Below are 18,758 nucleotides of genomic sequence, written 5' to 3' on the forward strand. Positions count from 1 at the left end.
CGGGCCCTCATCGTGGTGGCGGCGGCAGGGCGTCGGTGGACTCGATCTGGCTCATCCCGGTGAGCAGCAGGAGGTCCACGACCACCGACCGGATCTGGGCGAGCACCACCTCGGAGGACAGCTCCTCGGTGCGCTCGACCGCGCCGGAGGCCCCGCCGATCGCGAGCAGCGCCGGGCGAGCGGCCTCAGCCATCCGGTCGGCCTGCAGCTCCTCGGCCACCAGGTCGGCAGCGTCGGCCAGGTCGAGCGCGAGCAGCGAGTAGGACGACGGCACCGGGCGCCGGTGGTAGGCCGCGACGGCGGTCTGCCGGACCAGGACGCGGGTGCTCCGCAGCGACCGGTCGAGCGGGTCGACCAGCTCGACCATCCGCCGCAGGTTGCCCTTGTGCCGGACCCGGAAGGGGCTGGAGGCCACCACCGACAGGCCTTCGTCGGCCGCGGCCTGCAGCTCGCGGATGAGGTAGTCGGTGGACCGCGCGTCGGCCAGCAGCGCCATCGCGCGCTCGACCTCGCCGTCGACCATCACCTCGCCCGCGGCCCGCAGCAGCTGGGCGACCTTCCGCACCACCACCGCCGCCTGCTCGCGGGGCCGCCGCAGCGGCGCGGCCGGCACCACGGTCGCCGCGACCAGGGCCACGCCGCCGCCGATCAGGGCGTCGGTCCACCGGGTGAACGCCGCCCCCGGGTCGGGCAGCAGCGTGCTGACCACGATCGACTGGACGGCCGCCTGGGTGACGAAGATCTGGCCGCCGTCGAGCAGGAAGGCGGTCGACATCGCCAGCGCGACGATGATGCTCAGCTGCCACCAGCCCGAGCCGACCTGGTTGACGAGCGCGTCGGCCAGGAACACCCCGATGGCGACACCGAGGGTGACCTCCACGACGCGGCGCAGCCGCTGCCCGTAGGAGGTGCCGAGGCTGACCACCGCCGCGATGGGCGCGAAGAACGGTGTCTGGTGGCCGAGCAGGTCCGAGGCGACCAACCAGGCCGCGCCGGCGGCGAGCGCACACTGCGCGATCTGCCAGCGCTTGGACTGCCAGCGGGCGATCCGCGCGCGGAGGGAGGTCCGGCCGTGGCTCCACATGCGGTCGAGCGGTCCGGGCTCCATGGCGCAGATCCTGCCACGCGGTCACCTCCCTCCGGTCGCGTCGGTCCGCCCGCGATCCGGCTCAGCTGCCGTGCTTGGCGAAGTTGAGGGCGCGCTTGGTCTGGCCCAGATCGCGGTACCAGACCCGCGTCTCGACCCGGCACCGCGTGCGGTCGAGCTCGGTGTCGTACTCGCGGCACTCGGCCCGAGCCTCCGAGTCGGTCGGCGGGCTCAGCTCCGAGCCGTCGTACCGCTTGATCGTGAAGCCGTGCACCTTGTCGCCGGTGATGTCGACGATGGTGTCGGCGAACGGCTTGTAGGCGTCCTGCCCGCCGGACGCGGCACCGGCGGCCACGCCGGCCCCGAAGCTGCCGGCGGTGAAGGCGGCGGCCACGAGGGCCGCTCCGAGCATCCTGTTCATGGGTTCCCCCGAGGGTCGTGGGCCGGCGAGTTCCGGCCTGTCTTCGACGCTAGGCGGCGCCGCGGACGGCCGGCGGAGGGCAGGAGCCGGGCTGTTGAGGAGGCGGTCCGTGAGGGTGGCTGTGGAAGGCTGGTGGCGGAACCGATCCGGGCCTCCGTCGTTGCCCTTGTGGCAACCGGCCCCCAACCGCGAGGATCGGTCGCTACTAGCGAAAACGGGGTTCTCGTGGTCACACCGATCGATCCGACCTCGGCGGCGTTCCTGCTCGCCGAGAACCGGAACATGCCCATGCACGTCGGCGGCCTCCAGCTCTTCAAGAAGCCCGAGGGCGCCGGCCGCAACTACGTCCGCGAGATGTTCGAGGAGATGCGCGACGTCGAGGAGATCGCGCCGCTCTTCCTCAAGCACCCGCACCGGTCGCTCGGCACCGCCGGGCAGCTCGTGTGGCAGCCCGACGAGCAGTTCGACATCGAGCACCACGTGCGGCACAGCGCGCTGCCCAAGCCCGGCCGGGTCCGCGAGCTGCTCGAGCTCTGTTCCCGCCTGCACAGCACCCGCCTCGCCTGGGAGCGTCCCCTCTGGGAGGCCCACATCATCGAGGGGCTCCGCGACGGCCGGGTCGCGATGTACACCAAGACCCACCACGCGCTCGTCGACGGCGTCTCGGCCATGCGGCTGCTGCAGAGCGTGCTCAGCACCGACCCCGACCAGCGCAACATGCCGGCCCCGTGGGGCAAGCGGCCCTCGCGGTCCGGCACCAAGGCGGTCGAGAAGGCCGAGAAGAGCCTCTCCGACATCCCCGTCCAGGCGCTCCGCACGGCGCTGGGCATCACCGCCGAGGCCGCCGGCATGCCGGGAGCGCTCGTCAAGACCCTGAGCAAGGGCCTGCGCAACGAGACCTCCGCGCTGTCCCTCTACGCCCCGCGCACGATCTTCAACCAGAGCATCACCGGCTCCCGCCGCTTCGCCGCCCAGGACTGGCCGGTCGAGCGGCTCCGCGCCATCGGCAAGGCCACCGGCACCACGCTCAACGACGTCGTGCTCGCGATGTGCGCGGGCGCGATGCGGACCTACCTCATCGAGCTCGACGCCCTCCCCGAGGCGCCGCTGGTCGCGATGGTGCCGGTCGGCCTCAACGCCAAGCAGTCGCAGCTCGCCTCGGCCGACGGCGGCAACGCGGTCGGCTCGGTCATGGTCCAGCTCGCCACCGACCTCCACGACCCGGCCGACCGGCTCGCCCGCATCCACAAGTCGATGCAGGACGGCAAGGAGGGCCTGTCGTCGATGACGCCGGTCCAGATCCTTGCCATGAGCGCGCTCGGCCAGGCCCCGGCCATCCTCACGCCGATCCTGCGGATGCAGGGCATCGTGCGGCCGCCGTACAACCTGATCATCAGCAACGTGCCCGGTCCCAAGACCACGCACTACTGGAACGGCGCGCAGCTCCTCGGCACCTACCCGCTGTCCATCCCGATCAACGGGATGGCGCTGAACATCACCTGCACGTCGTACGACGGCCACATGGCCTTCGGCCTGACCGGCTGCCGTCGCACCGTCCCGCACCTCCAGCGGCTGCTGACCTTCCTCGACGACGAGGTCGGCGCGCTGGAGAAGGCGGCGGGGGTCTAGAGGTAGGTCCGCTTCACGATCACGTCGAAGGCCCCGTCGGGGAGCAGCTTGCGCGCACGCAGGATCGTGCCCGCACCTTTGCCGACGGGGTAGCGGGCGCGGGGGTTGCGGGCCAACGTCGCCTTGACGATCTTCTTCGCCACAGTCCGCGGCGAGCTGGCCATCGCCTTGCCGTCGGCGCGCTCGAGGACGGCCCGGACCTTGCGGGCCTGCTGCTCGTAGGCGCCGCCCTTGCTGGTCTCGGTCAGGCTCTGGCGCGAGATCTCGTTCCACTCGGTGAGGATCGGACCGGGCTCGATGATGACGACGTCGATGCCGAACGGCGACAGCTCGATCCGGAGGCTGTCGCTGAAGCCCTCCACCGCGAACTTCGTGGCGTGGTACCACGCGCCCAGCGGCTCGTAGAACTTGCCGCCGATCGAGGAGATGTTGATGATCCGCCCCGACCCCTGCGCGCGCATCGTCGGCGTGACCAGCTGGGTGAGCCGGGCCAGGCCGAAGACGTTGACCTCGAACTGGCGGCGTGCCTCGTCGATCGGGACGTCCTCGACCGCGCCGTAGGAGCCGTACCCGGCGTTGTTGACCAGGACGTCGATCCGCCCGTGGTCGGCGAGGATCCGCTCGATCCCGGCGACCATCGACGCGTCGTCGGTGACGTCCATCGCGAACGTCGTGATGCCCTCCTTCTCCAGGGCGAGCATCCGGTCGACGCGACGCGCCACGGCGTACACCTCGAAGCCGGCCTTCCGGAGCCCGAGGGCCGTCTGCTCACCGATGCCGCTGGAGCCGCCGGTGACGAGTGCTACGCGCGTGGAGGTCATGGGGCCATCCTTCACCCCAGCTCCGCGAGCCCACCACCCAGTGTCTCGGCGACGCGGCGCAGCCGGGCCCGGGTGATGTCGGCGACCGTCAGCAGCCCGGCGTTGCGGGCGTTGGACCCCTCGCGCGTGGGCTCGGCGGAGTTGATGCTGATGCAGCGCCGGGTGCCGCCGTCCTCGGCGTTCTGCAGCGCGACGGCGTGACCCGTCGTACCGCTGCCGGCGAAGAAGTCCAGGACCAGGACGTCGTCGGGCATCGTCCGCAGCACCCGCCGGACCAGGCCGGTCGGCTTCGGCGACTCGAAGACGTGCCCGACGATCGCCTTCAGCTCGGCGACGGCGGTGTCGGTGGAGCCGACCTCCTCGGCCAGCCAGATGGTGCGCAGCTTCTTGCGGCGGCCGCCGTCGCGGTGCAGCCAGTCCTTCTGGAACACGTCGATCCGCGGCCCGGCCTTGCTGCGCACGATCCGGCACACCAGGTCGTCGGGACGCTGCTCCATCAGCGGCCGAGACCAGCGCCAGACCGCCGGCCGGCCGTCGCCGAAGACCGGGCTGATCTCGGTCGCGCCCTCGAACTCCGCGGTCCGCACCTCCCCGGTCTCGGCGTTGCCCCACACCGTGAAGTGCAGGGTCCGCGCCGTCGTCGGGTTGAACTTCTTGTTGGTGTTGCGCAGCGGCAGGTGCCGGTAGCGCCGCCCGTCGGCCTCGGTCAGCGGGAAGTCGCGCTCGTCGACGGTCTCGGTCGTGGTCGCGTCGAGGTGGGTCCGGCGCGCGTCCTTCGCATAGACCAGGAGGTACTCGTGGCTCGTCGCGAACCCTCCCCCCAGCTGCCGGCCCTTGGGATTGAGGTTGACCACCACCTGCGCCAGGAAGTTGTCCTCCCCGAACACCTCGTCGAGCAGCAGCCGCAGGTGCGCCACCTCGTTGTCGTCGATGCTGACGAAGATCGCGCCGGTGTCGGCCATCGCCGCGTGCGCCGCCTCCAGCCGCGGCCGCATCATCGCCACCCACGCCGCATGCCGGGTCCGGCGGGCGTCGCCGTGCCGGAAGTCGTCGTTGTAGGCGAAGTCGTTGCCGGTGTTGTACGGCGGGTCGATGTAGACCAGGTCGACGGGCTCGCCCAGGCGCGGCAGCACGTCGAGGTTGTCACCCTCGATGAAGCTGTTCCACGGCTGGTCCACGGCTCGCACCCTAGTGCGCGGGTCGCAGCGGCCGCGGGGACACGGCGGCCACCTCCCGGTCCGGGACGGGTGGCCGACTTAGCCTGAGGTGCGTGCGTCAATCGATCTCGGCCCTCACCGCAACCCTGTCCGCCCTCGCCCTGGTGGGCGCGGGTCCGGCGCTCGCCCAGCCCCGCCACCCTGAGTCGCCCGGCGGTGAGGCTGCCACCGGCGACCACCGGGTCCTGCACCCGACCACGTCCAGCGGCGGCGGCCTCGGCACGCCCGTCGTACCGCTCCCGTCCTTCCTGCGCGCCTCGACCACCTCGACCGACCCGACCGGCTGGCAGGTCGCCCCGGGTGTCACCTACACGAAGTGGGTCCAGACCAACGCCCGCGGCCCGATGCGGGTGCACCTGCTCGCGGTGAGCTGGGAGACGCCGGGGGTCCGGATCGACTACGCCAAGAAGGGCTCGGTCCGCTCCACGGCACCGGTCCCGGACATCCTCAAGGTCGACCGGGCGGTCGGCGGCGTCAACGGCGACTTCTACGACATCGGCCACACCGGCGCGCCGCTGGGCCTGGGCCGCGACCGCGAGTCCGGCCTCGTCCACGGCCGCACCAGCGGCTGGAACGCCTCGTTCTACTTCGACGCCCAGGGCGTGCCCCAGGTCGGGCAGCTGCCCATGGTCGCCGAGCTCACCGACCACCCCGACATGAAGGTCACGAACTTCAACTCGCCCTTCGTCTACCCCGACGGCATCGGCATCTACACGCGGGCCTGGGGCCGCACCGACGGGTACGCCGTCACCCGCGGCCAGACGACCGGCGTACGGATGGTCCTGGTCCGCGACGGACGGGTCGTGGCCACGAAGAAGAAGCTGCCGCACGACACCGCGATCAACGGCCTGCTGCTCATCGGCCGCGGCCACGGCGCCCAGCAGCTCGGCCACCTCCAGAAGGGTCAGAAGGTCGCGGCGTCGTGGCACCTCGAGGGCCACCCGCAGATGGCGATCAGCGGCAACCACGTCCTCATCGGCGAGGGCGTCGACGTGGCCCTCGACGACCAGTACAAGGCGCCGCGCACCGCCATCGGGATCGACCGCGACACCCATGAGGTCCTGATCGTGGCCGTCGACGGCCGCAAGAAGTCCAGCCGCGGCGCCACCATGGTCGAGCTCGCCGACCTGATGCAGAGCCTCGGCGCCGACGAGGCGCTCAACCTCGACGGCGGCGGCTCCACCACGATGGTCGCCAGGAAGCCCGACGGCACGACGCCGGTGGTCAACGTGCCCTCCGACGGCTTCCTGCGCTGGGTCTCGAACGCCGTCGAGGTGACCTACACCAAGCCCCAGTAGGGCCCCGGGCGGTCAGACCGCCGAGGACGGCACCGCCACCAGCGCGACGGTGGTGACCGGCGCGAAGCACTCCATCTTCGGCTTGGCCACCTTCTGCGGCGTGATGACCACGCCCTCGGCGCCCGGGGTCACCGTCACCCCAGGAGGTACGTCGCACCCGACGGCGACGACGGCCGCCACCAGGGTCTGGTCGCCGGCGAGCCGGGCCGAGCCGGCCTTCGCGCGGATCTGGTCGCCCAGCGAGCCCCGCGTGAACTGCCCGGCGAAGTCCGCGACCGCCGCGTCGTCGCCGAGCACCGTCGCCTGCGTGGAGGTCGCCCCGCCGGCCCCGGTCTGGGACAGCAGCGCCACCACGTGGGCCTCGAAGGCCGCGCCGTCGGTGGCCGAGGACGAGTGCGCAGCCGGGTCGGGGGCGAGGCCGGGGTCGCTGTCACCGCAGCCGGTGAGCACCGACGCGGCCAGGGCCAGGCCGAGGGACAGGGTTCCGAGAGTTCGTCGCATGGTGATCGGACGCTACCGCCCGGAGCGAGGTTCCACCCCGGCACCTAGGCTCGAGCGGTGCCCCGCTTCACCCGCGCCGAGCTCGAGTCCTTCCGCGACGCGGAGGTGCCGGACCTGCTCCCGGACCCCGCGCAGCACGACCTGCGCCTGCTCTTCGTCGGCATCAACCCCGGCCTGTGGACCGCGGCCACCCAGACCCACTTCGCGCACCCGGTCAACCGCTTCTACCCCGCCCTGCTGCAGGCCGGCATCCTCGAGCACCCGGTCGACCCGTCGGCCGGCATGACCGACGAGGACCGCGACCGGTTGCGGGCCCGCGGCATCGGGATCACCAACATCGTCCGCCGCGCCACGGCCCGCGCCGACGAGCTCGGGCGCGCCGAGCTGCGCGAGGGAGGCGAGGCCCTGGCGCGGCTGGTGGCCGAGCGGACGCCGAAGGTCGTCGCGGTCCTCGGGATCACGGCGTACCGCTCCGCCTTCGGCCACCCGAAGGCGGTCCCCGGCCGCCAGCCCGAGCCGCTGGCCGGCGCCGAGCTGTGGGTGGTGCCGAACCCCAGCGGGCTCAACGCCCACGAGAACGTCGCGTCCCTCGCCGAGGCCTATGCCGCCCCGGCGAGGGCCGCGGGAGTTCTGTGACTCAGGCCGGCACGATGCTCGGGTAGGTCTGGTCCTTGCCTAGGATCGTGAGCCCGTCCTCGACCACGAAGCCGCGGGCCCGGTCCTCCTCGGGGTCGACCCCGATCCGCGCGCCCGGCGGCACCACGACGTTCTTGTCGAGGATCGCGTTGCGCACGATCGCGCCCGCCCCGATCCGCACGTCGTTGAGCAGCACCGCGTCGGTCACCTCGGCGCCGGAGCCGATGAACGCCGCCGGCGAGAGCACCGACCGGTTCACCGAGCCGCCGCTGATGACGACACCGGGCGAGAGCAGCGACTCCAGCGTCCGCGACGCGTGGCCGTCCTCCCCCGGCGTGATCTTCACCGGCGGCTGCGGGCCGTAGGAGGTGAAGATCGGCCAGTCGAAGTTGTAGAGGTTGAAGACCGGCAGCGGCGAGACGAGGTCCATGTGCGCGGCGTAGTAGGACCCGATGGTCCCGACGTCGCGCCAGTAGCCGCGGTCGCGCTCGGTGGCACCCGGCACGGAATTGTCCTTGAAGTCGTAGACGCCGGCCTGGTCACGGCGCACGAACGCCGGGACGATGTCGCCACCCATGTCGTGCTTGGAGCCCGCCTCGGTCGCGTCGCGGGTCACCGCCTCGACCAGCGCGTCGGCGTCGAAGACGTAGTTGCCCATCGAGGCCAGCACCTCGCCGGGGCTGTCGGGCAGGCCCACCGGGTCGGTCGGCTTCTCCAGGAACTCCCGGATCCTGCGCGGGTCATCGGGCTGGACGTCGATGACGCCGAACTGGTCGGCCATCCCGATCGGCTGGCGGATCGCGGCGACGGTGCAGGCCGCGCCGCTCTCGACGTGCTGGTCGACCATCTGCGAGAAGTCCATGCGATAGACGTGGTCGGCGCCGACCACGACCACGATGTCGGGCTTCTCGTCGCGCAGCAGGTTGAGGGACTGGAAGATCGCATCGGCGCTGCCGAGGTACCAGTGCTTGCCGACCCGCTGCTGTGCCGGCACCGGGGTGACGTAGTTGCCGAGCATCGTCGACATCCGCCAGGTCTGGGTGACGTGACGGTCCAGGCTGTGCGACTTGTACTGCGTGAGCACGACGATCTGGAGGTAGCCGGAGTTGACGACGTTGGAGAGCGCGAAGTCGATCAGGCGGTAGATGCCCCCGAACGGGACACCCGGTTTGGCACGGTCGGCGGTCAGCGGCATCAGCCGCTTCCCCTCTCCACCGGCGAGGACGATGGCCAGGACCTTCTTGCGCGATGCGGTCATGGCTGCACGCTAGCCCTGTCGGACCGTCGCCCGGCAGGGGTAGTTTCATCGACGTGCGAGTCGACGTGTTGTCCAAGGAGTACCCACCCGAGATCTACGGCGGCGCGGGGGTGCACGTCGCCGAGCTCGTCCGGGCGCTCCGGCGCCGGTCCGACCTCGAGACCCGGGTGCACGCGTTCGGCGCGCCGCGCGACGAGGCACTGACGTCGTCGTACGCCGACCACGCCGAGCTCGCCTCGGCCAACGGGGCCCTCAAGACGCTGGGTGTCGACCTGTCGATCGCCGACGGCTGCGCCGGCACCGACCTGGTCCACTCCCACACCTGGTACGCCAACTTCGCCGGCCACCTGGCCTCCCTGCTGTACGGCGTCCCGCACGTCATCAGCGCGCACTCGCTCGAGCCGATGCGGCCGTGGAAGGCCGAGCAGCTCGGCGGCGGCTACGCCGTCTCGTCGTGGGTGGAGAAGACCTCCTACCTCGCCGCGTCGACCGTGATCGCGGTGTCCTCGGCGATGCGCGACGACGTGCTGCGCTCCTACCCCGACATCGACCCCGGCAAGGTCCAGGTCGTCCACAACGGCATCGACACCGACGACTGGGCGCCGGTCCACGACCCCGACCGGGTGCGGTCGCACGGCGTCGACCCCGACCGCCCGTCGGTGGTGTTCGTCGGCCGGATCACCCGCCAGAAGGGGCTGCCGCTGTTCCTGCGGGCGGTGGCGCAACTGCCCCCCGACGTCCAGATCGTGCTGTGCGCGGGCGCCCCGGACACCCCCGAGATCGAGGCCGAGGTGGTCGCCCTGGTCGACGGGCTCAAGCAGACCCGGCAGGGCGTCGTGTGGATCCGGGAGATGCTGCCGCGACCCGACGTCGTCGCACTGCTGACCAACGCCACGGCGTTCGTGTGCCCCTCGATCTACGAGCCGCTCGGCATCGTCAACCTCGAGGCGATGGCCTGCGAGACGGCCGTCGTGGCCACCGCGACCGGCGGCATCCCGGAGGTCGTCGTGCACGGCGAGACCGGCCTGCTCGTGCCGATCGAGCAGGCCACCGACGGCACCGGCACGCCGCTGGACCCCGACCAGTACGTCGCCGACTTCGCCGCCGCGCTCAACGAGGTCGTCTCCGACCCCGAGCGCGCGGCGGCGATGGGCAAGGCGGGCCGGCAGCGGGCGATCGACGCGTTCAGCTGGGGCGCGATCGCCGAGCGGACCGTCGAGGTCTACCGCTCGGTCAGCGGCTGAGGAGCGTCGCCGCCCGGGGCTGTGGATGACCTCCGACGTCCGATCCGGATCGGGGGCAGGCTGGCCGCATGAAGCAGCTACCACCGATCCACACCCAGGCCGACCTCCACGAGGCGTGGCGAACGCTGATGCAGCCCCTCGGGTTCTCCGGGCACAGCATCTGGCTGATGTTCCTCACCCCGGACGGGGAGGCCCTGCCCCAGCTCACCGAGATCACCGAGGCCGCCGACCCTCCGTCCGCGGGCGGGGAGTCCGGTCTCGCCGAAGTCCTGCGCCACTTCGCTGACTTGCGCGCCGCCTTCCTGCGCACGCGCCCGGGACCGGCCGTGATCACCGCCGATGACCGGGCGTGGGCACGAAGCCTGTACGCCGCCTGCCGCAGCGCCGAGGTTCCGGCCGAGGTCGTCCATCTGGCGACCGACACGGCCATCGTGGCGTTGCCGCGGGACGAGCTCGCCGCCTGACCGGCGGCGAGCCCCCTGACGTCGTCCGGCTAGACCACGATCCCGAGCAGCAGCACGAACACCAGGCCGGTGACCGACAGGATCGTCTCCATCAGCGACCAGGTCTTGAGGGTCTGGCCGACCGACAGCCCGAAGTACTCCTTGACCAGCCAGAAGCCGGCGTCGTTGACGTGGCTGAAGAACACCGAGCCGGAGCCGACGGCGAGCACCACCAGCGAGGTCTCGCCGGTGCTGAGACCGTCGACCAGACCGATCATCAGCGAGGACGCCGTGATGGTCGCGACGGTCGCCGAGCCGGTGGCGAGGCGGATCAGGACGGCGAGCACCCAGGCGAGCAGGAGCACCGAGATGTTCTTGTCGGCGGCCCAGTCGGCCAGCAGGGTGCCGATGCCGGTGTCGACCAGCACCTGCTTGAAGCCACCGCCGGCGGCCACGATCAGGATGATGCCGGCGATCGCGGGCAGCGAGCCCTCGAGGGTCTTGCTGACCCGGGCGCGGTCCATGCCGGCGCCGCGACCGAGGGTGAACATCGCGACGACGACGGCGATCAGGAGCGCGACGAGCGGCGTCCCGAGCAGGTCGAAGACCTGGCGGAAGGTCTGGGTCGAGTCGTCGATGAAGATGTCGACGAGGGCCTTGCCGAGCATCAGCGCGACCGGCAGCAGGACGCTGAACATCGTGACCGCGAACGACGGACGCTGGGCGTCGGCCTCACGGTCGGCGTCGAAGGTGTGCGGCGCGGGTACGTCGACCCAGCGGCCCGCGATCCGGCCGAAGAGCGGACCGGAGACGATCACGGTCGGGATCGCGACGAGGACGCCCATGGCCAGGGTGACTCCGAGGTCGGCGCCGAGGTAGCCGATCGCGGTCAGCGGACCGGGGTGCGGCGGGACCAGCCCGTGCATGGCCGACAGGCCGGCCAGCGCCGGGATGCCGACGGTGATGAGCGAGACCTGCGCGCGGCGGGCGACGAGGTAGATGACGGGCATCAGCAGGACGAGGCCGATCTCGAAGAACATCGGCAGGCCGATGATCGCGCCGACCAGGGCCATCGCCCACGGGAGCGTGCGCGGCGAGGCGTGCCCGACGATCGTGTCGACGATCTGGTCGGCGCCGCCGGAGTCCGCGAGCAGCTTGGCGAACATCGCGCCCAGGCCGATCAGGATGCCCACGCCCGAGGCGGTCGCGCCGAAGCCGGTGCCGAAGGACGTCAGCACCCCGAGCCCGTCGGCGTTGGGCAGGACGTTCTGGCCGGCGAGCGCGCCGACGGTGATGGCGCCGAAGGTCAGGGCCAGGAAGGGGTGCACCTTGGCGACGGTGATCAGCACGACGATCAGGGCGATGGCGACGAGCGCGGCCGTGATCAGCTGCGCACCCGACGCGACCGGCTCGACGAGCGGGGCGGCTGCCAGGGGCAGGACGGCGGACAGGGCGGACATCAGTTCTCCTCATCGGGGGTGGTGGGGGTGATGCGGGTGACGGCCTGCTCGACGATCGCGTCGACGCTCTGGTCCACGTCGACGACGATGCCGCGCTCGTCGGCCTCGAGGGGCTCGAGGGTGGCGAACTGCGAGGCCAGCAGCGAGGCCGGCATGAAGTGGCCGGGGCGGCTGGCCTGGCGGCGGGCGATGACCTCGTGGGAGCCCTCGAGGTGCACGAACCCCAGGTCCGGCACGTGCCGGCGGAGGTGGTCGCGGTAGCTCCGCTTGAGGGCCGAGCAGCTCACGACCCCGCCGTCGGCCCGGGTCGCCAGCCACTCCCCGATCCGCTCGAGCCAGGGCTCGCGGTCGAGGTCGTCGAGCGGCTGGCCGGCGCTCATCTTGGCGATGTTGGCCGCGGGGTGCAGGTCGTCGGCGTCCTCGAAGGGGACTCCGAACCGCTGGGCCAGCGCGGCGCCGACCGTGGACTTGCCGGAGCCGGAGACACCCATGACGACCAGGAGTGGCTGGGACATGACGGGTTCCTCCGGATCGGGTGCCGATGACTGTGGCTGTGGCTGCGCTCACATGGTGCAAGCATTAGTCATACTTTTGCAACCCTTTGATTCAGATTTATCCGTTCTTTCACTCATCACAGGCCTGGTGCGAGGATGTATGGGTGACGACGACCCCTTCGAATAGCCAGTCGCTCGGCCAGCACGCCGGCGTCCTGGACGCGCTCGGCGGCCGGATCGCGTCGGGTGAGCTCGCGGCCGGCCAGGTGGTCACCCTCGACGGCCTGTGCCAGGCGTACGCCGTCTCCCGCAGTGTGGCCCGCGAGGCGATCCGGGTCCTGGAGTCGATGGGGCTCGTGGCCTCGCGTCGACGCGTCGGCATCACCATCCAGCCGCGGACGCGGTGGAACGTCTTCGACCCGCGGGTCATCCGGTGGCGGCTGGACTCCGACGACCGGACCGAGCAGCTGCTCTCGCTCTCGGAGCTGCGGCGTGGCATCGAGCCGGTCGCGGCGGCGCTCGCGGCCGAGCGGGCCAACCCGCACCAGTGCCGGATCCTGGCCGCGGCGGTCTCCGACATGGTCGTCCACGGCCGCGACGGCGACCTGGACTCCTACCTGCTGGCCGACACGGTCTTCCACCGCACGCTGCTGGAGGCCAGCGGCAACGAGATGCTCAGCGCCCTGGACTCCGTCGTGGAGGAGGTCCTCAGCGGCCGGACCCACCACGGGATGATGCCGCACCGGCCGAACCCCGAGGCGATCGCGCTGCACGACGAGGTGGCCCGCGCCGTACGCCTCGGTGACGCCGAGGCCGCCGAGACGGCCATGCGCGCGATCATCGCCGAGGCCGCGGCCGCCCTGCGCGAGGAGCAGGAGAACGACCAGAGCTGAACCGCCCGCCCGACGTGGGGCGCGAGCCCCACCCCGGACGGGCGGTCAAGAGGTGTCGGTGCGGTCAGGCGGCGCCGACGGACTTCCAGTAGTCGTTGAGCGCGCCGTTGGTCTTGACGAACCACACGAGCGGGCCGATCAGGATGAAGACGCCGGGGAAGTACCACAGGCCGGTCATCGCGGAGACCGGCTTCTCGCGGCCCGCGCGCTCGTAGAGGCCGCCGACCTCGCCGGAGGTCAGGTAGGGCATCACGATGCCGACGAAGAACGCCAGGATCAGGGCGAGCGCGCCGCCCATGCCCTGCCCGGAGTGGCGCTTCATCTCGTCGTGGGTCTTGTAGAACCACACGAGCGAGTAGATGCCGAACGTGACGATCGCCAGCAGGATGCACAGGCCGGTCGAGCGGACCTTGCCGGGCGCCCCGAGCGTGGCGCCCATCGGCATCATCCCGGCCTGCGGCGCGGTCATGGGGGTCGTCATGGGAGCGCCGTACGACGGTGCGGGCGCGGCGACGTCCCCGGTCGGGACCTCGGACGGAGTTGTCTCGGACATGTGGTGGTTCCTGTTCCCCTGGAGTTGGTGTCCCTCGCGGGACGGCTGCGCGAGGAATCTATGGCCGCGCCTCCCGCGGCGGTGCCGAATCCCGGTTATCCACAGGCGCGGTCCGGACGGGTTGGCGGCGGCGTCGGACCGGGCAGGCTGTCGGTGACGACGACCTCGCGGGAGACCTCATGACCATCGCCCTGGACCACACCGCCTTCGACACGGGCGTGTCCGACGTCCGCACCGCGTCCCTCGACCTCGACGAGCGGCGACGGCGGCTCGACCGGGACGTCACGGGACTGCTCGACGGCGCCTGGACCGGCGCGGCCGCGACCGCGTTCGGTAAGGCCTGGACCGAGTGGTGCGAGGGCGCCGACGAGGCCATCGCGGCCCTCGCCGGGATGGCCGAGCTCCTCGAGGCCGCCCACGACGGGCTGGTCCGGCAGGACGACGCCTCGGTCGACCGGACCACGCGCCTCGCCGCACGGCTGGGTGGGCTCGGATGAGCGGCTTCGGGGTCGACCTCGACGAGCTGCGTCGGGTCGTGGCCCGGGTCGACGCCTGCGAGACGGCCTTCGAGGCGATCGCCAGCGACCTCGGCGCCCGGGTCGCCGCCCTCCACGGCACCTGGGATGGCCTGGCGGCCGACGCGCACCTGACCGCCCAGGCCCGGTGGGAGCACGGCTTCGCCCGGATGCGCGAGGCGCTGCGGGCGCTCCACGGCGCCGCGTCCGACGCCGCGGACAACTACACCGCGGCCGCCTCGGCCAACGAGCGGATGTGGGAGCAGGTCGTCTAGCGGGTGGTGTCGGTCGGGCTGGGTGCGCTCGTGGTCGGGCTCCCCGGGGGCGGGCCGATCGAGAGCGCCGGCGACGTGGCGGCGAGGTTGCCGGCGGTGGCGGGCACGGTGACGACGTAGCGCCAGGTGCCGCCGAGGGTGTCGGCGACGGGGATGGCGTAGCGGCCGTCGGCGTCGGTCCGGGCCGAGCCGACCTGCACCGGGCGCTTGGCCGTGAGGCGCCACAGCGTCGCGACGACGCCGGCCTTGGCGGGAGTCATGGTGCCGGTGACCAGGACGCCACCGTCACGGTCGGCCAGCCGGTCGGCGGTGACGAGCGGCGTCACGTCGACCACGACGGGCGCGGAGGTGCTGGCGTCGGTGGAGGAGCTGCCGAGGAAGCGCCAGCGGTAGAGGGTGCGGGTCGTGGGCTGCACGGTCAGCGTCGCGTGGCCGCCGCGCACCTCGGACCCCTCGACCGGCGAGAAGGCCTTGGCCCCGAACGGCTGCGCCTCCAGCACCAGCAGCCCCTCGGGGACGGGCGCACCGGACCCGGACAGCAGCGTGCCGTCGAGGCGCACGGCGTCGCCGACGACGACGGAGGGACCGGAGGCGGCGATGTCCGTGACCGAGGTGTAGCCCTCGAGGTCGTACGTCGTCACGCCGGCCGGGCCGCCGATCCGCAGCGCGTCGATCTTGAACGGGTTGCCGTCGCAGCCGAAGCCGATCGCGTAGAACCCCTGGCCGTCACCGCCCTGGGTGGCCATGAAGTCGGTGACCGTGGCGCTCCCGGGCGCCGGCAGGTCGGTGGCCCGCGGCGGCACGGGCGCGTGGGTGACGGCGTCGACGTGGCTCCACGTGTAGGTCAGGCCGGTGACATCGACCGGCCGCCAGCCACCGGGGGCGGCGGACAGCTCGGCGCGGCCGACCCAGATCCGGTCGGAGTCGCGGTCGGCGGGCGGCTGGTAGCCGACGTACGCGACACCGGTGGTGCCCGACGGCGCCGCGAGCGACAGGCCGGCGACGGTGGTCGCGGCCAGCGAGGCGACCCGGTGCTGGGAGCCGACGGCGTTGCCGCCGGCGAGGTCGTACTTGAGGCTGCGCTCGCCCGCGGGGGCGCCGTCGCCGCGGCTGAGGAAGGTCGGAATCGGCTCGGGGACCCGGTCGTAGAGGCCGGCGCAGCCGACGATGGCCAGGCTGTTGTAGGCGTCGGGGAAGGCGAAGCCGCGGACCACGACGGTCGTGTCGGCGGAGGCCGGTGACGCAGCGCCCACGGACATGACCGCAGCCACGACCGCTCCGATGACCAGCACCACTGCTCGACGCACGAGCCCCTCCTTCGGCCTCCCCCACGAAGGCCCTCCCGAAAGCCCCCGATGGCTCTGGGAGGAAGGGTACGTCGGGATGCCGACATCGTCAGCGGTCGAGCCGGCCTTTCACCAAGCTGTCACCCACTGCTCGCCGTGCAGGACCCGCGAGACGGGGTCCGACTGCCGGATCCGCTCCCGCTCACCCAGCAGGGTCGCGGTCGCGAACCGGGCGGCGGCGCGCTCGAAGAACGAACCCTGGCGGAGCATCGCGTGGCGGGCGCCGGGCACCGCGACGTACCCGACGTCGGCCCGCTGCCCGATCCGGCGCGCCACCCGCGCGGCGTCGCCGGGGGCGGCGATGCGGTCGGCCGTGCCGTGCACGAACAGGACCCGGCGACCGCTCAGGTCGGCGTCGTCGTCGGGGTAGAGCCACGGGTTGAGCGCGACCACGCTGCGGACGCCCTCGTGGTGGCCCGCGAGCAGCGCCGCGCGGCCGCCGAGCGAGTGCCCGACCAGGCTGGTGGGGAGGTCGCCGAGCCGCTCGCGGACCCGGTCCAGCGCCCAGGCGACGTCGTCGACGGGCGTGTGCGAGGCGTCCCAGCCGCGGTGGGAGTTGAGCAGCCGGAACACCGCCAACCGCCCATGTCCGGCCCGCGCCACGCGACGGGCGATCGGGATCATCCGGAGCACGGAGAGCTGGGTCGGGCTCACCTGCGGCCGGCCGGGGCGCTGGGCGCCACCGTGCAGGAGGAGTACGGCGCCCTCCGGTCGCGCGGGCACCCGCGTGTCGAGGAGTCGGGGTTCGGCGTGCACGGATCCAGTGTGGCGGGTGGCCGGTTGCCGATGGTCACGGCCGTCTGGGCGTCGTAGCCTCGGCTCACCACGGAGGAGAGGCACGCATGACCGACGACGGCTACATCGACGTCCGCACCCACGACGGCCGCACCCTGGAGGTGCTGGTGGGCGGCGAGCCGGACGGCTTCCCGCTGCTCTACCACTCCGGGTCGCCGTCCGCGGCCGTGCACAGCGAGGCCTGGGACCGCACCGCCCGGGACCTGGGCCTGCGGCTGGTGACCTACTCCCGTCCGGGCTACGGCCGGTCCACGCCACGGCCGGCGGTCGGTGCGGCGCAGGTCAAGGACGACGTCCTGGACATGGCGGCGATCCTCGACCACCTCGCGATCGACGAGTTCGTGACGATCGGCCACTCCGGCGGCGGCCCGCGGGCGCTGGCGGCCGCCGCGCTGCTCGGCGACCAGTGCCGCGGCGCGGTGTCCCTGGCCGGCGTTGCCCCGCCGGACGCGGAGGGCCTGGACTGGACGGCGGGGATGGCGGCGGAGAACGTCGAGGAGTACGACACGGCTCGCCGCGGCCCCGAGGCCTACCGCGCGCTGCTCGAGCGGGCCTACCCACCGATGTTCGCGGCGTCGGCCGACGAGATCGCGGCGGCGTTCGGCGGCCTGGTCACCGAGGTGGACAAGGCCGCGATCACCGGCGAGCTGGCCGAGGAGCTCGCCCGCTCCTTCCACCACGCCGGCGCGCAGGGCGTGGCCGGCGCGCTCGAGGACGGCCTGACCATCATGGCGCCGTGGGGCTTCGACCTCGCGGAGATCGACGTACCGGTCGCGATCTGGCAGGGCCGCCAAGACGCGATGGTCCCCTACGCGCACGGGGCCTGGCTGGCGGCGCACGTGCCGACCGCCCAGCCGCACCTCTTCGAGGACGAGGGGCACCTCTCGCTGGTCGCCCAGCTCGAGCGGATCCTCGACGACCTCATCCACATCGCGGGTCTCGCCTGAGATGGACCCGCGTCAGGAGCGCGAGGAGCGCAACGTCCTCGGCGCCGAGCTGCAGCCCTGCGGCACGGACCCGATGACCGGCTTCCACCGCGACGGCAGCTGCCGCTGCGGCCCGGAGGACATCGGGCTGCACGCGGTCTGCGCGGTGATGACGCGGGAGTTCCTCGACCACCAGCGGGCGGTGGGCAACGACCTGGAGACGCCGCGACCGGAGTTCGGCTTCCCGGGGCTGGTGCCCGGCGACCGCTGGTGCGTGGTCGCGCTGCGCTGGCTGCAGGCGCACCAGGCGGGTGCGGCCGCGCCCGTGGTGCTGAGCTGCACCAGCGAGCGGGCGCTGGAGTTCATCCCGCTGGAGATGCTCCAGCAGCACCGCGTCGACGTCCCGGAGGACGCCAGCTCCCTGGAGGAGTGAGACCGGTCGGCAGGTCGTTCAGTCGGTCAGTCGGTCGCGAGCGAGCGGCCCTCGGGGCTGAGCTCCCACACGCCGGGCTGGGTCACGGGCAGCAGCAGGCCCTCGTCGAGCATGGCCTTGCGCTCGAAGCGCGCGGCGTTGCGCCAGCGCAGCTCGCCGGTCGGCATCTTGTCGCGGTCGCCGTCGAGGAGCACGTCCTCCATCAGCCGCTCCACGTCGGCGAGGACGTCGTCGGTCGAGCCCTTGCCGCCGGCCTCGACCAGCGCCTCGAGGATGTAGTGGCGGTAGTAGCGCTGCGGGGTCCGCTTCGCGTCCGCGCGGCGCACCGAGATGTCGGCCTTCACGGGCTTGGCCTCGACGGCCGCGGCGGGCGACGAGGCGCGGGTGCCGGGGACGCGCGGAGGCGTCTTCGTGCGGGCGGCGGGCTTCACCTCGACCGGCGGCGGCGCGGGCATCCCGTGCACACAGGTCGACAGTGGCAGGTCACACAGGTCGCAGTAAGCGTCCGACACG

At 72.4% G+C, this 18,758-nt stretch carries 22 protein-coding genes; 10 read left to right on the forward strand and 12 right to left on the reverse strand.

What is annotated here, in order from left to right; genetic code table 11:
• Positions 1 to 7 precede the first annotated feature (7 nt).
• The gene (locus tag EJF31_RS16945; protein WP_125038300.1) at positions 8 to 1,108 is read right to left on the reverse strand and encodes an aromatic acid exporter family protein; all 1,101 of its coding nucleotides are present in this window, start codon (positions 1,106 to 1,108) and stop codon (positions 8 to 10) included.
• A gap of 61 nt (positions 1,109 to 1,169) precedes the next feature.
• Positions 1,170 to 1,508: a hypothetical protein gene (locus EJF31_RS16950; protein WP_125038301.1), complete on the reverse strand. Its 339-nt coding sequence runs from the start codon at positions 1,506 to 1,508 to the stop codon at positions 1,170 to 1,172.
• A gap of 225 nt (positions 1,509 to 1,733) precedes the next feature.
• Here EJF31_RS16950 and EJF31_RS16955 point away from each other — a divergent pair, with 225 nt between their 5' ends.
• Positions 1,734 to 3,137: a wax ester/triacylglycerol synthase family O-acyltransferase gene (locus EJF31_RS16955; RefSeq protein ID WP_125038302.1), complete on the forward strand. Its 1,404-nt coding sequence runs from the start codon at positions 1,734 to 1,736 to the stop codon at positions 3,135 to 3,137.
• Here the strand turns inward: EJF31_RS16955 and EJF31_RS16960 are convergent.
• Both EJF31_RS16960 and EJF31_RS16965 read right to left on the reverse strand, forming a co-directional pair.
• Positions 3,134 to 3,958 (reverse strand): oxidoreductase, encoded by an 825-nt coding sequence (locus tag EJF31_RS16960; protein ID WP_125038303.1) that lies wholly within the window; start codon positions 3,956 to 3,958, stop codon positions 3,134 to 3,136. The two genes, EJF31_RS16955 and EJF31_RS16960, sit on opposite strands and share 4 nt — an antisense overlap.
• An 11-nt stretch (positions 3,959 to 3,969) precedes the next feature.
• Entirely contained in the window at positions 3,970 to 5,136 is a 1,167-nt protein-coding gene (locus EJF31_RS16965; RefSeq protein WP_125038304.1) for a site-specific DNA-methyltransferase, read from the reverse strand.
• A gap of 92 nt (positions 5,137 to 5,228) precedes the next feature.
• Between EJF31_RS16965 and EJF31_RS16970 the strand changes: the two genes are divergently transcribed.
• Positions 5,229 to 6,473, forward strand: a complete 1,245-nt coding sequence (locus EJF31_RS16970; RefSeq protein ID WP_125038305.1) for a phosphodiester glycosidase family protein — start codon at positions 5,229 to 5,231, stop codon at positions 6,471 to 6,473.
• A gap of 12 nt (positions 6,474 to 6,485) precedes the next feature.
• On the opposite strand, the gene EJF31_RS16975 is transcribed toward EJF31_RS16970, so the two are convergent.
• A complete protein-coding gene (locus tag EJF31_RS16975) occupies positions 6,486 to 6,974 on the reverse strand; it encodes a hypothetical protein (RefSeq protein ID WP_125038306.1) in 489 nt (162 codons plus the stop codon).
• 57 nt (positions 6,975 to 7,031) lie between these two features.
• On the opposite strand from EJF31_RS16975, the gene EJF31_RS16980 reads away from it, so the two are divergent.
• Positions 7,032 to 7,610, forward strand: coding sequence for a mismatch-specific DNA-glycosylase (locus EJF31_RS16980; protein ID WP_125038307.1), 579 nt, complete (start codon positions 7,032 to 7,034; stop codon positions 7,608 to 7,610).
• Between the two features lies 1 nt (position 7,611).
• Here the strand turns inward: EJF31_RS16980 and glgC are convergent, their stop codons facing one another.
• Positions 7,612 to 8,868, reverse strand: coding sequence for a glucose-1-phosphate adenylyltransferase (glgC, locus tag EJF31_RS16985; RefSeq protein ID WP_125038308.1), 1,257 nt, complete (start codon positions 8,866 to 8,868; stop codon positions 7,612 to 7,614).
• A gap of 53 nt (positions 8,869 to 8,921) precedes the next feature.
• On the opposite strand from glgC, the gene glgA reads away from it, so the two are divergent.
• Together glgA and EJF31_RS16995 are read left to right on the forward strand one after the other, a co-directional pair.
• Positions 8,922 to 10,112, forward strand: a complete 1,191-nt coding sequence (glgA, locus tag EJF31_RS16990) for a glycogen synthase (protein ID WP_125038309.1) — start codon at positions 8,922 to 8,924, stop codon at positions 10,110 to 10,112.
• A gap of 68 nt (positions 10,113 to 10,180) precedes the next feature.
• Complete coding sequence (locus tag EJF31_RS16995) at positions 10,181 to 10,576, forward strand: hypothetical protein (protein ID WP_125038310.1); 396 nt, start codon at positions 10,181 to 10,183, stop codon at positions 10,574 to 10,576.
• Between the two features lie 29 nt (positions 10,577 to 10,605).
• Here the strand turns inward: EJF31_RS16995 and EJF31_RS17000 are convergent, their stop codons facing one another.
• Together EJF31_RS17000 and EJF31_RS17005 are read right to left on the reverse strand one after the other, a co-directional pair.
• A complete protein-coding gene (locus tag EJF31_RS17000; RefSeq protein WP_125038311.1) occupies positions 10,606 to 12,015 on the reverse strand; it encodes a GntP family permease in 1,410 nt (469 codons plus the stop codon).
• Positions 12,015 to 12,530 carry a gluconokinase gene (locus tag EJF31_RS17005; protein ID WP_125038312.1) on the reverse strand — a complete coding sequence of 172 codons (516 nt, stop codon included), beginning with the start codon at positions 12,528 to 12,530 and terminating at the stop codon, positions 12,015 to 12,017. Before EJF31_RS17005 ends, EJF31_RS17000 begins: the two co-directional genes overlap by 1 nt.
• A 143-nt stretch (positions 12,531 to 12,673) precedes the next feature.
• Here EJF31_RS17005 and EJF31_RS17010 point away from each other — a divergent pair, with 143 nt between their 5' ends.
• On the forward strand, positions 12,674 to 13,402 hold the full coding sequence (locus EJF31_RS17010; RefSeq protein WP_125038313.1) for a FadR/GntR family transcriptional regulator: 729 nt from the start codon (positions 12,674 to 12,676) through the stop codon (positions 13,400 to 13,402).
• A 64-nt stretch (positions 13,403 to 13,466) separates the two neighbouring features.
• Here EJF31_RS17010 and EJF31_RS17015 read toward each other — a convergent pair whose 3' ends face one another.
• Positions 13,467 to 13,955 (reverse strand): DUF4234 domain-containing protein, encoded by a 489-nt coding sequence (locus tag EJF31_RS17015; RefSeq protein WP_221767622.1) that lies wholly within the window; start codon positions 13,953 to 13,955, stop codon positions 13,467 to 13,469.
• 179 nt (positions 13,956 to 14,134) lie between these two features.
• Here EJF31_RS17015 and EJF31_RS17020 point away from each other — a divergent pair, with 179 nt between their 5' ends.
• Both EJF31_RS17020 and EJF31_RS17025 read left to right on the forward strand, forming a co-directional pair.
• Positions 14,135 to 14,452 carry a WXG100 family type VII secretion target gene (locus EJF31_RS17020; RefSeq protein WP_125038314.1) on the forward strand — a complete coding sequence of 106 codons (318 nt, stop codon included), beginning with the start codon at positions 14,135 to 14,137 and terminating at the stop codon, positions 14,450 to 14,452.
• The gene (locus EJF31_RS17025; protein WP_125038315.1) at positions 14,449 to 14,745 is read left to right on the forward strand and encodes a WXG100 family type VII secretion target; all 297 of its coding nucleotides are present in this window, start codon (positions 14,449 to 14,451) and stop codon (positions 14,743 to 14,745) included. The genes EJF31_RS17020 and EJF31_RS17025 overlap by 4 nt, the downstream gene beginning before the upstream one ends.
• Here the strand turns inward: EJF31_RS17025 and EJF31_RS17030 are convergent.
• Both EJF31_RS17030 and EJF31_RS17035 read right to left on the reverse strand, forming a co-directional pair.
• Positions 14,742 to 16,052 carry a hypothetical protein gene (locus EJF31_RS17030; RefSeq protein WP_125038316.1) on the reverse strand — a complete coding sequence of 437 codons (1,311 nt, stop codon included), beginning with the start codon at positions 16,050 to 16,052 and terminating at the stop codon, positions 14,742 to 14,744. The genes EJF31_RS17025 and EJF31_RS17030 overlap by 4 nt on opposite strands.
• A gap of 108 nt (positions 16,053 to 16,160) precedes the next feature.
• The gene (locus EJF31_RS17035; RefSeq protein WP_125038317.1) at positions 16,161 to 16,847 is read right to left on the reverse strand and encodes an alpha/beta hydrolase; all 687 of its coding nucleotides are present in this window, start codon (positions 16,845 to 16,847) and stop codon (positions 16,161 to 16,163) included.
• Positions 16,848 to 16,933: 86 nt separating this feature from the next.
• On the opposite strand from EJF31_RS17035, the gene EJF31_RS17040 reads away from it, so the two are divergent.
• Both EJF31_RS17040 and EJF31_RS17045 read left to right on the forward strand, forming a co-directional pair.
• On the forward strand, positions 16,934 to 17,833 hold the full coding sequence (locus EJF31_RS17040) for an alpha/beta fold hydrolase (protein ID WP_125038318.1): 900 nt from the start codon (positions 16,934 to 16,936) through the stop codon (positions 17,831 to 17,833).
• A 1-nt stretch (position 17,834) separates the two neighbouring features.
• The gene (locus tag EJF31_RS17045) at positions 17,835 to 18,245 is read left to right on the forward strand and encodes a DUF2237 family protein (RefSeq protein ID WP_125038319.1); all 411 of its coding nucleotides are present in this window, start codon (positions 17,835 to 17,837) and stop codon (positions 18,243 to 18,245) included.
• 26 nt (positions 18,246 to 18,271) lie between these two features.
• Here EJF31_RS17045 and EJF31_RS17050 read toward each other — a convergent pair whose 3' ends face one another.
• Positions 18,272 to 18,757 (reverse strand): hypothetical protein, encoded by a 486-nt coding sequence (locus tag EJF31_RS17050; RefSeq protein ID WP_125038320.1) that lies wholly within the window; start codon positions 18,755 to 18,757, stop codon positions 18,272 to 18,274.
• Position 18,758 lies beyond the last annotated feature (1 nt).

Origin of the sequence: Nocardioides sp. LS1 (assembly GCF_003865225.1) — a bacterium.
Lineage (GTDB): Bacteria > Actinomycetota > Actinomycetes > Propionibacteriales > Nocardioidaceae > Nocardioides > Nocardioides ginsengisegetis.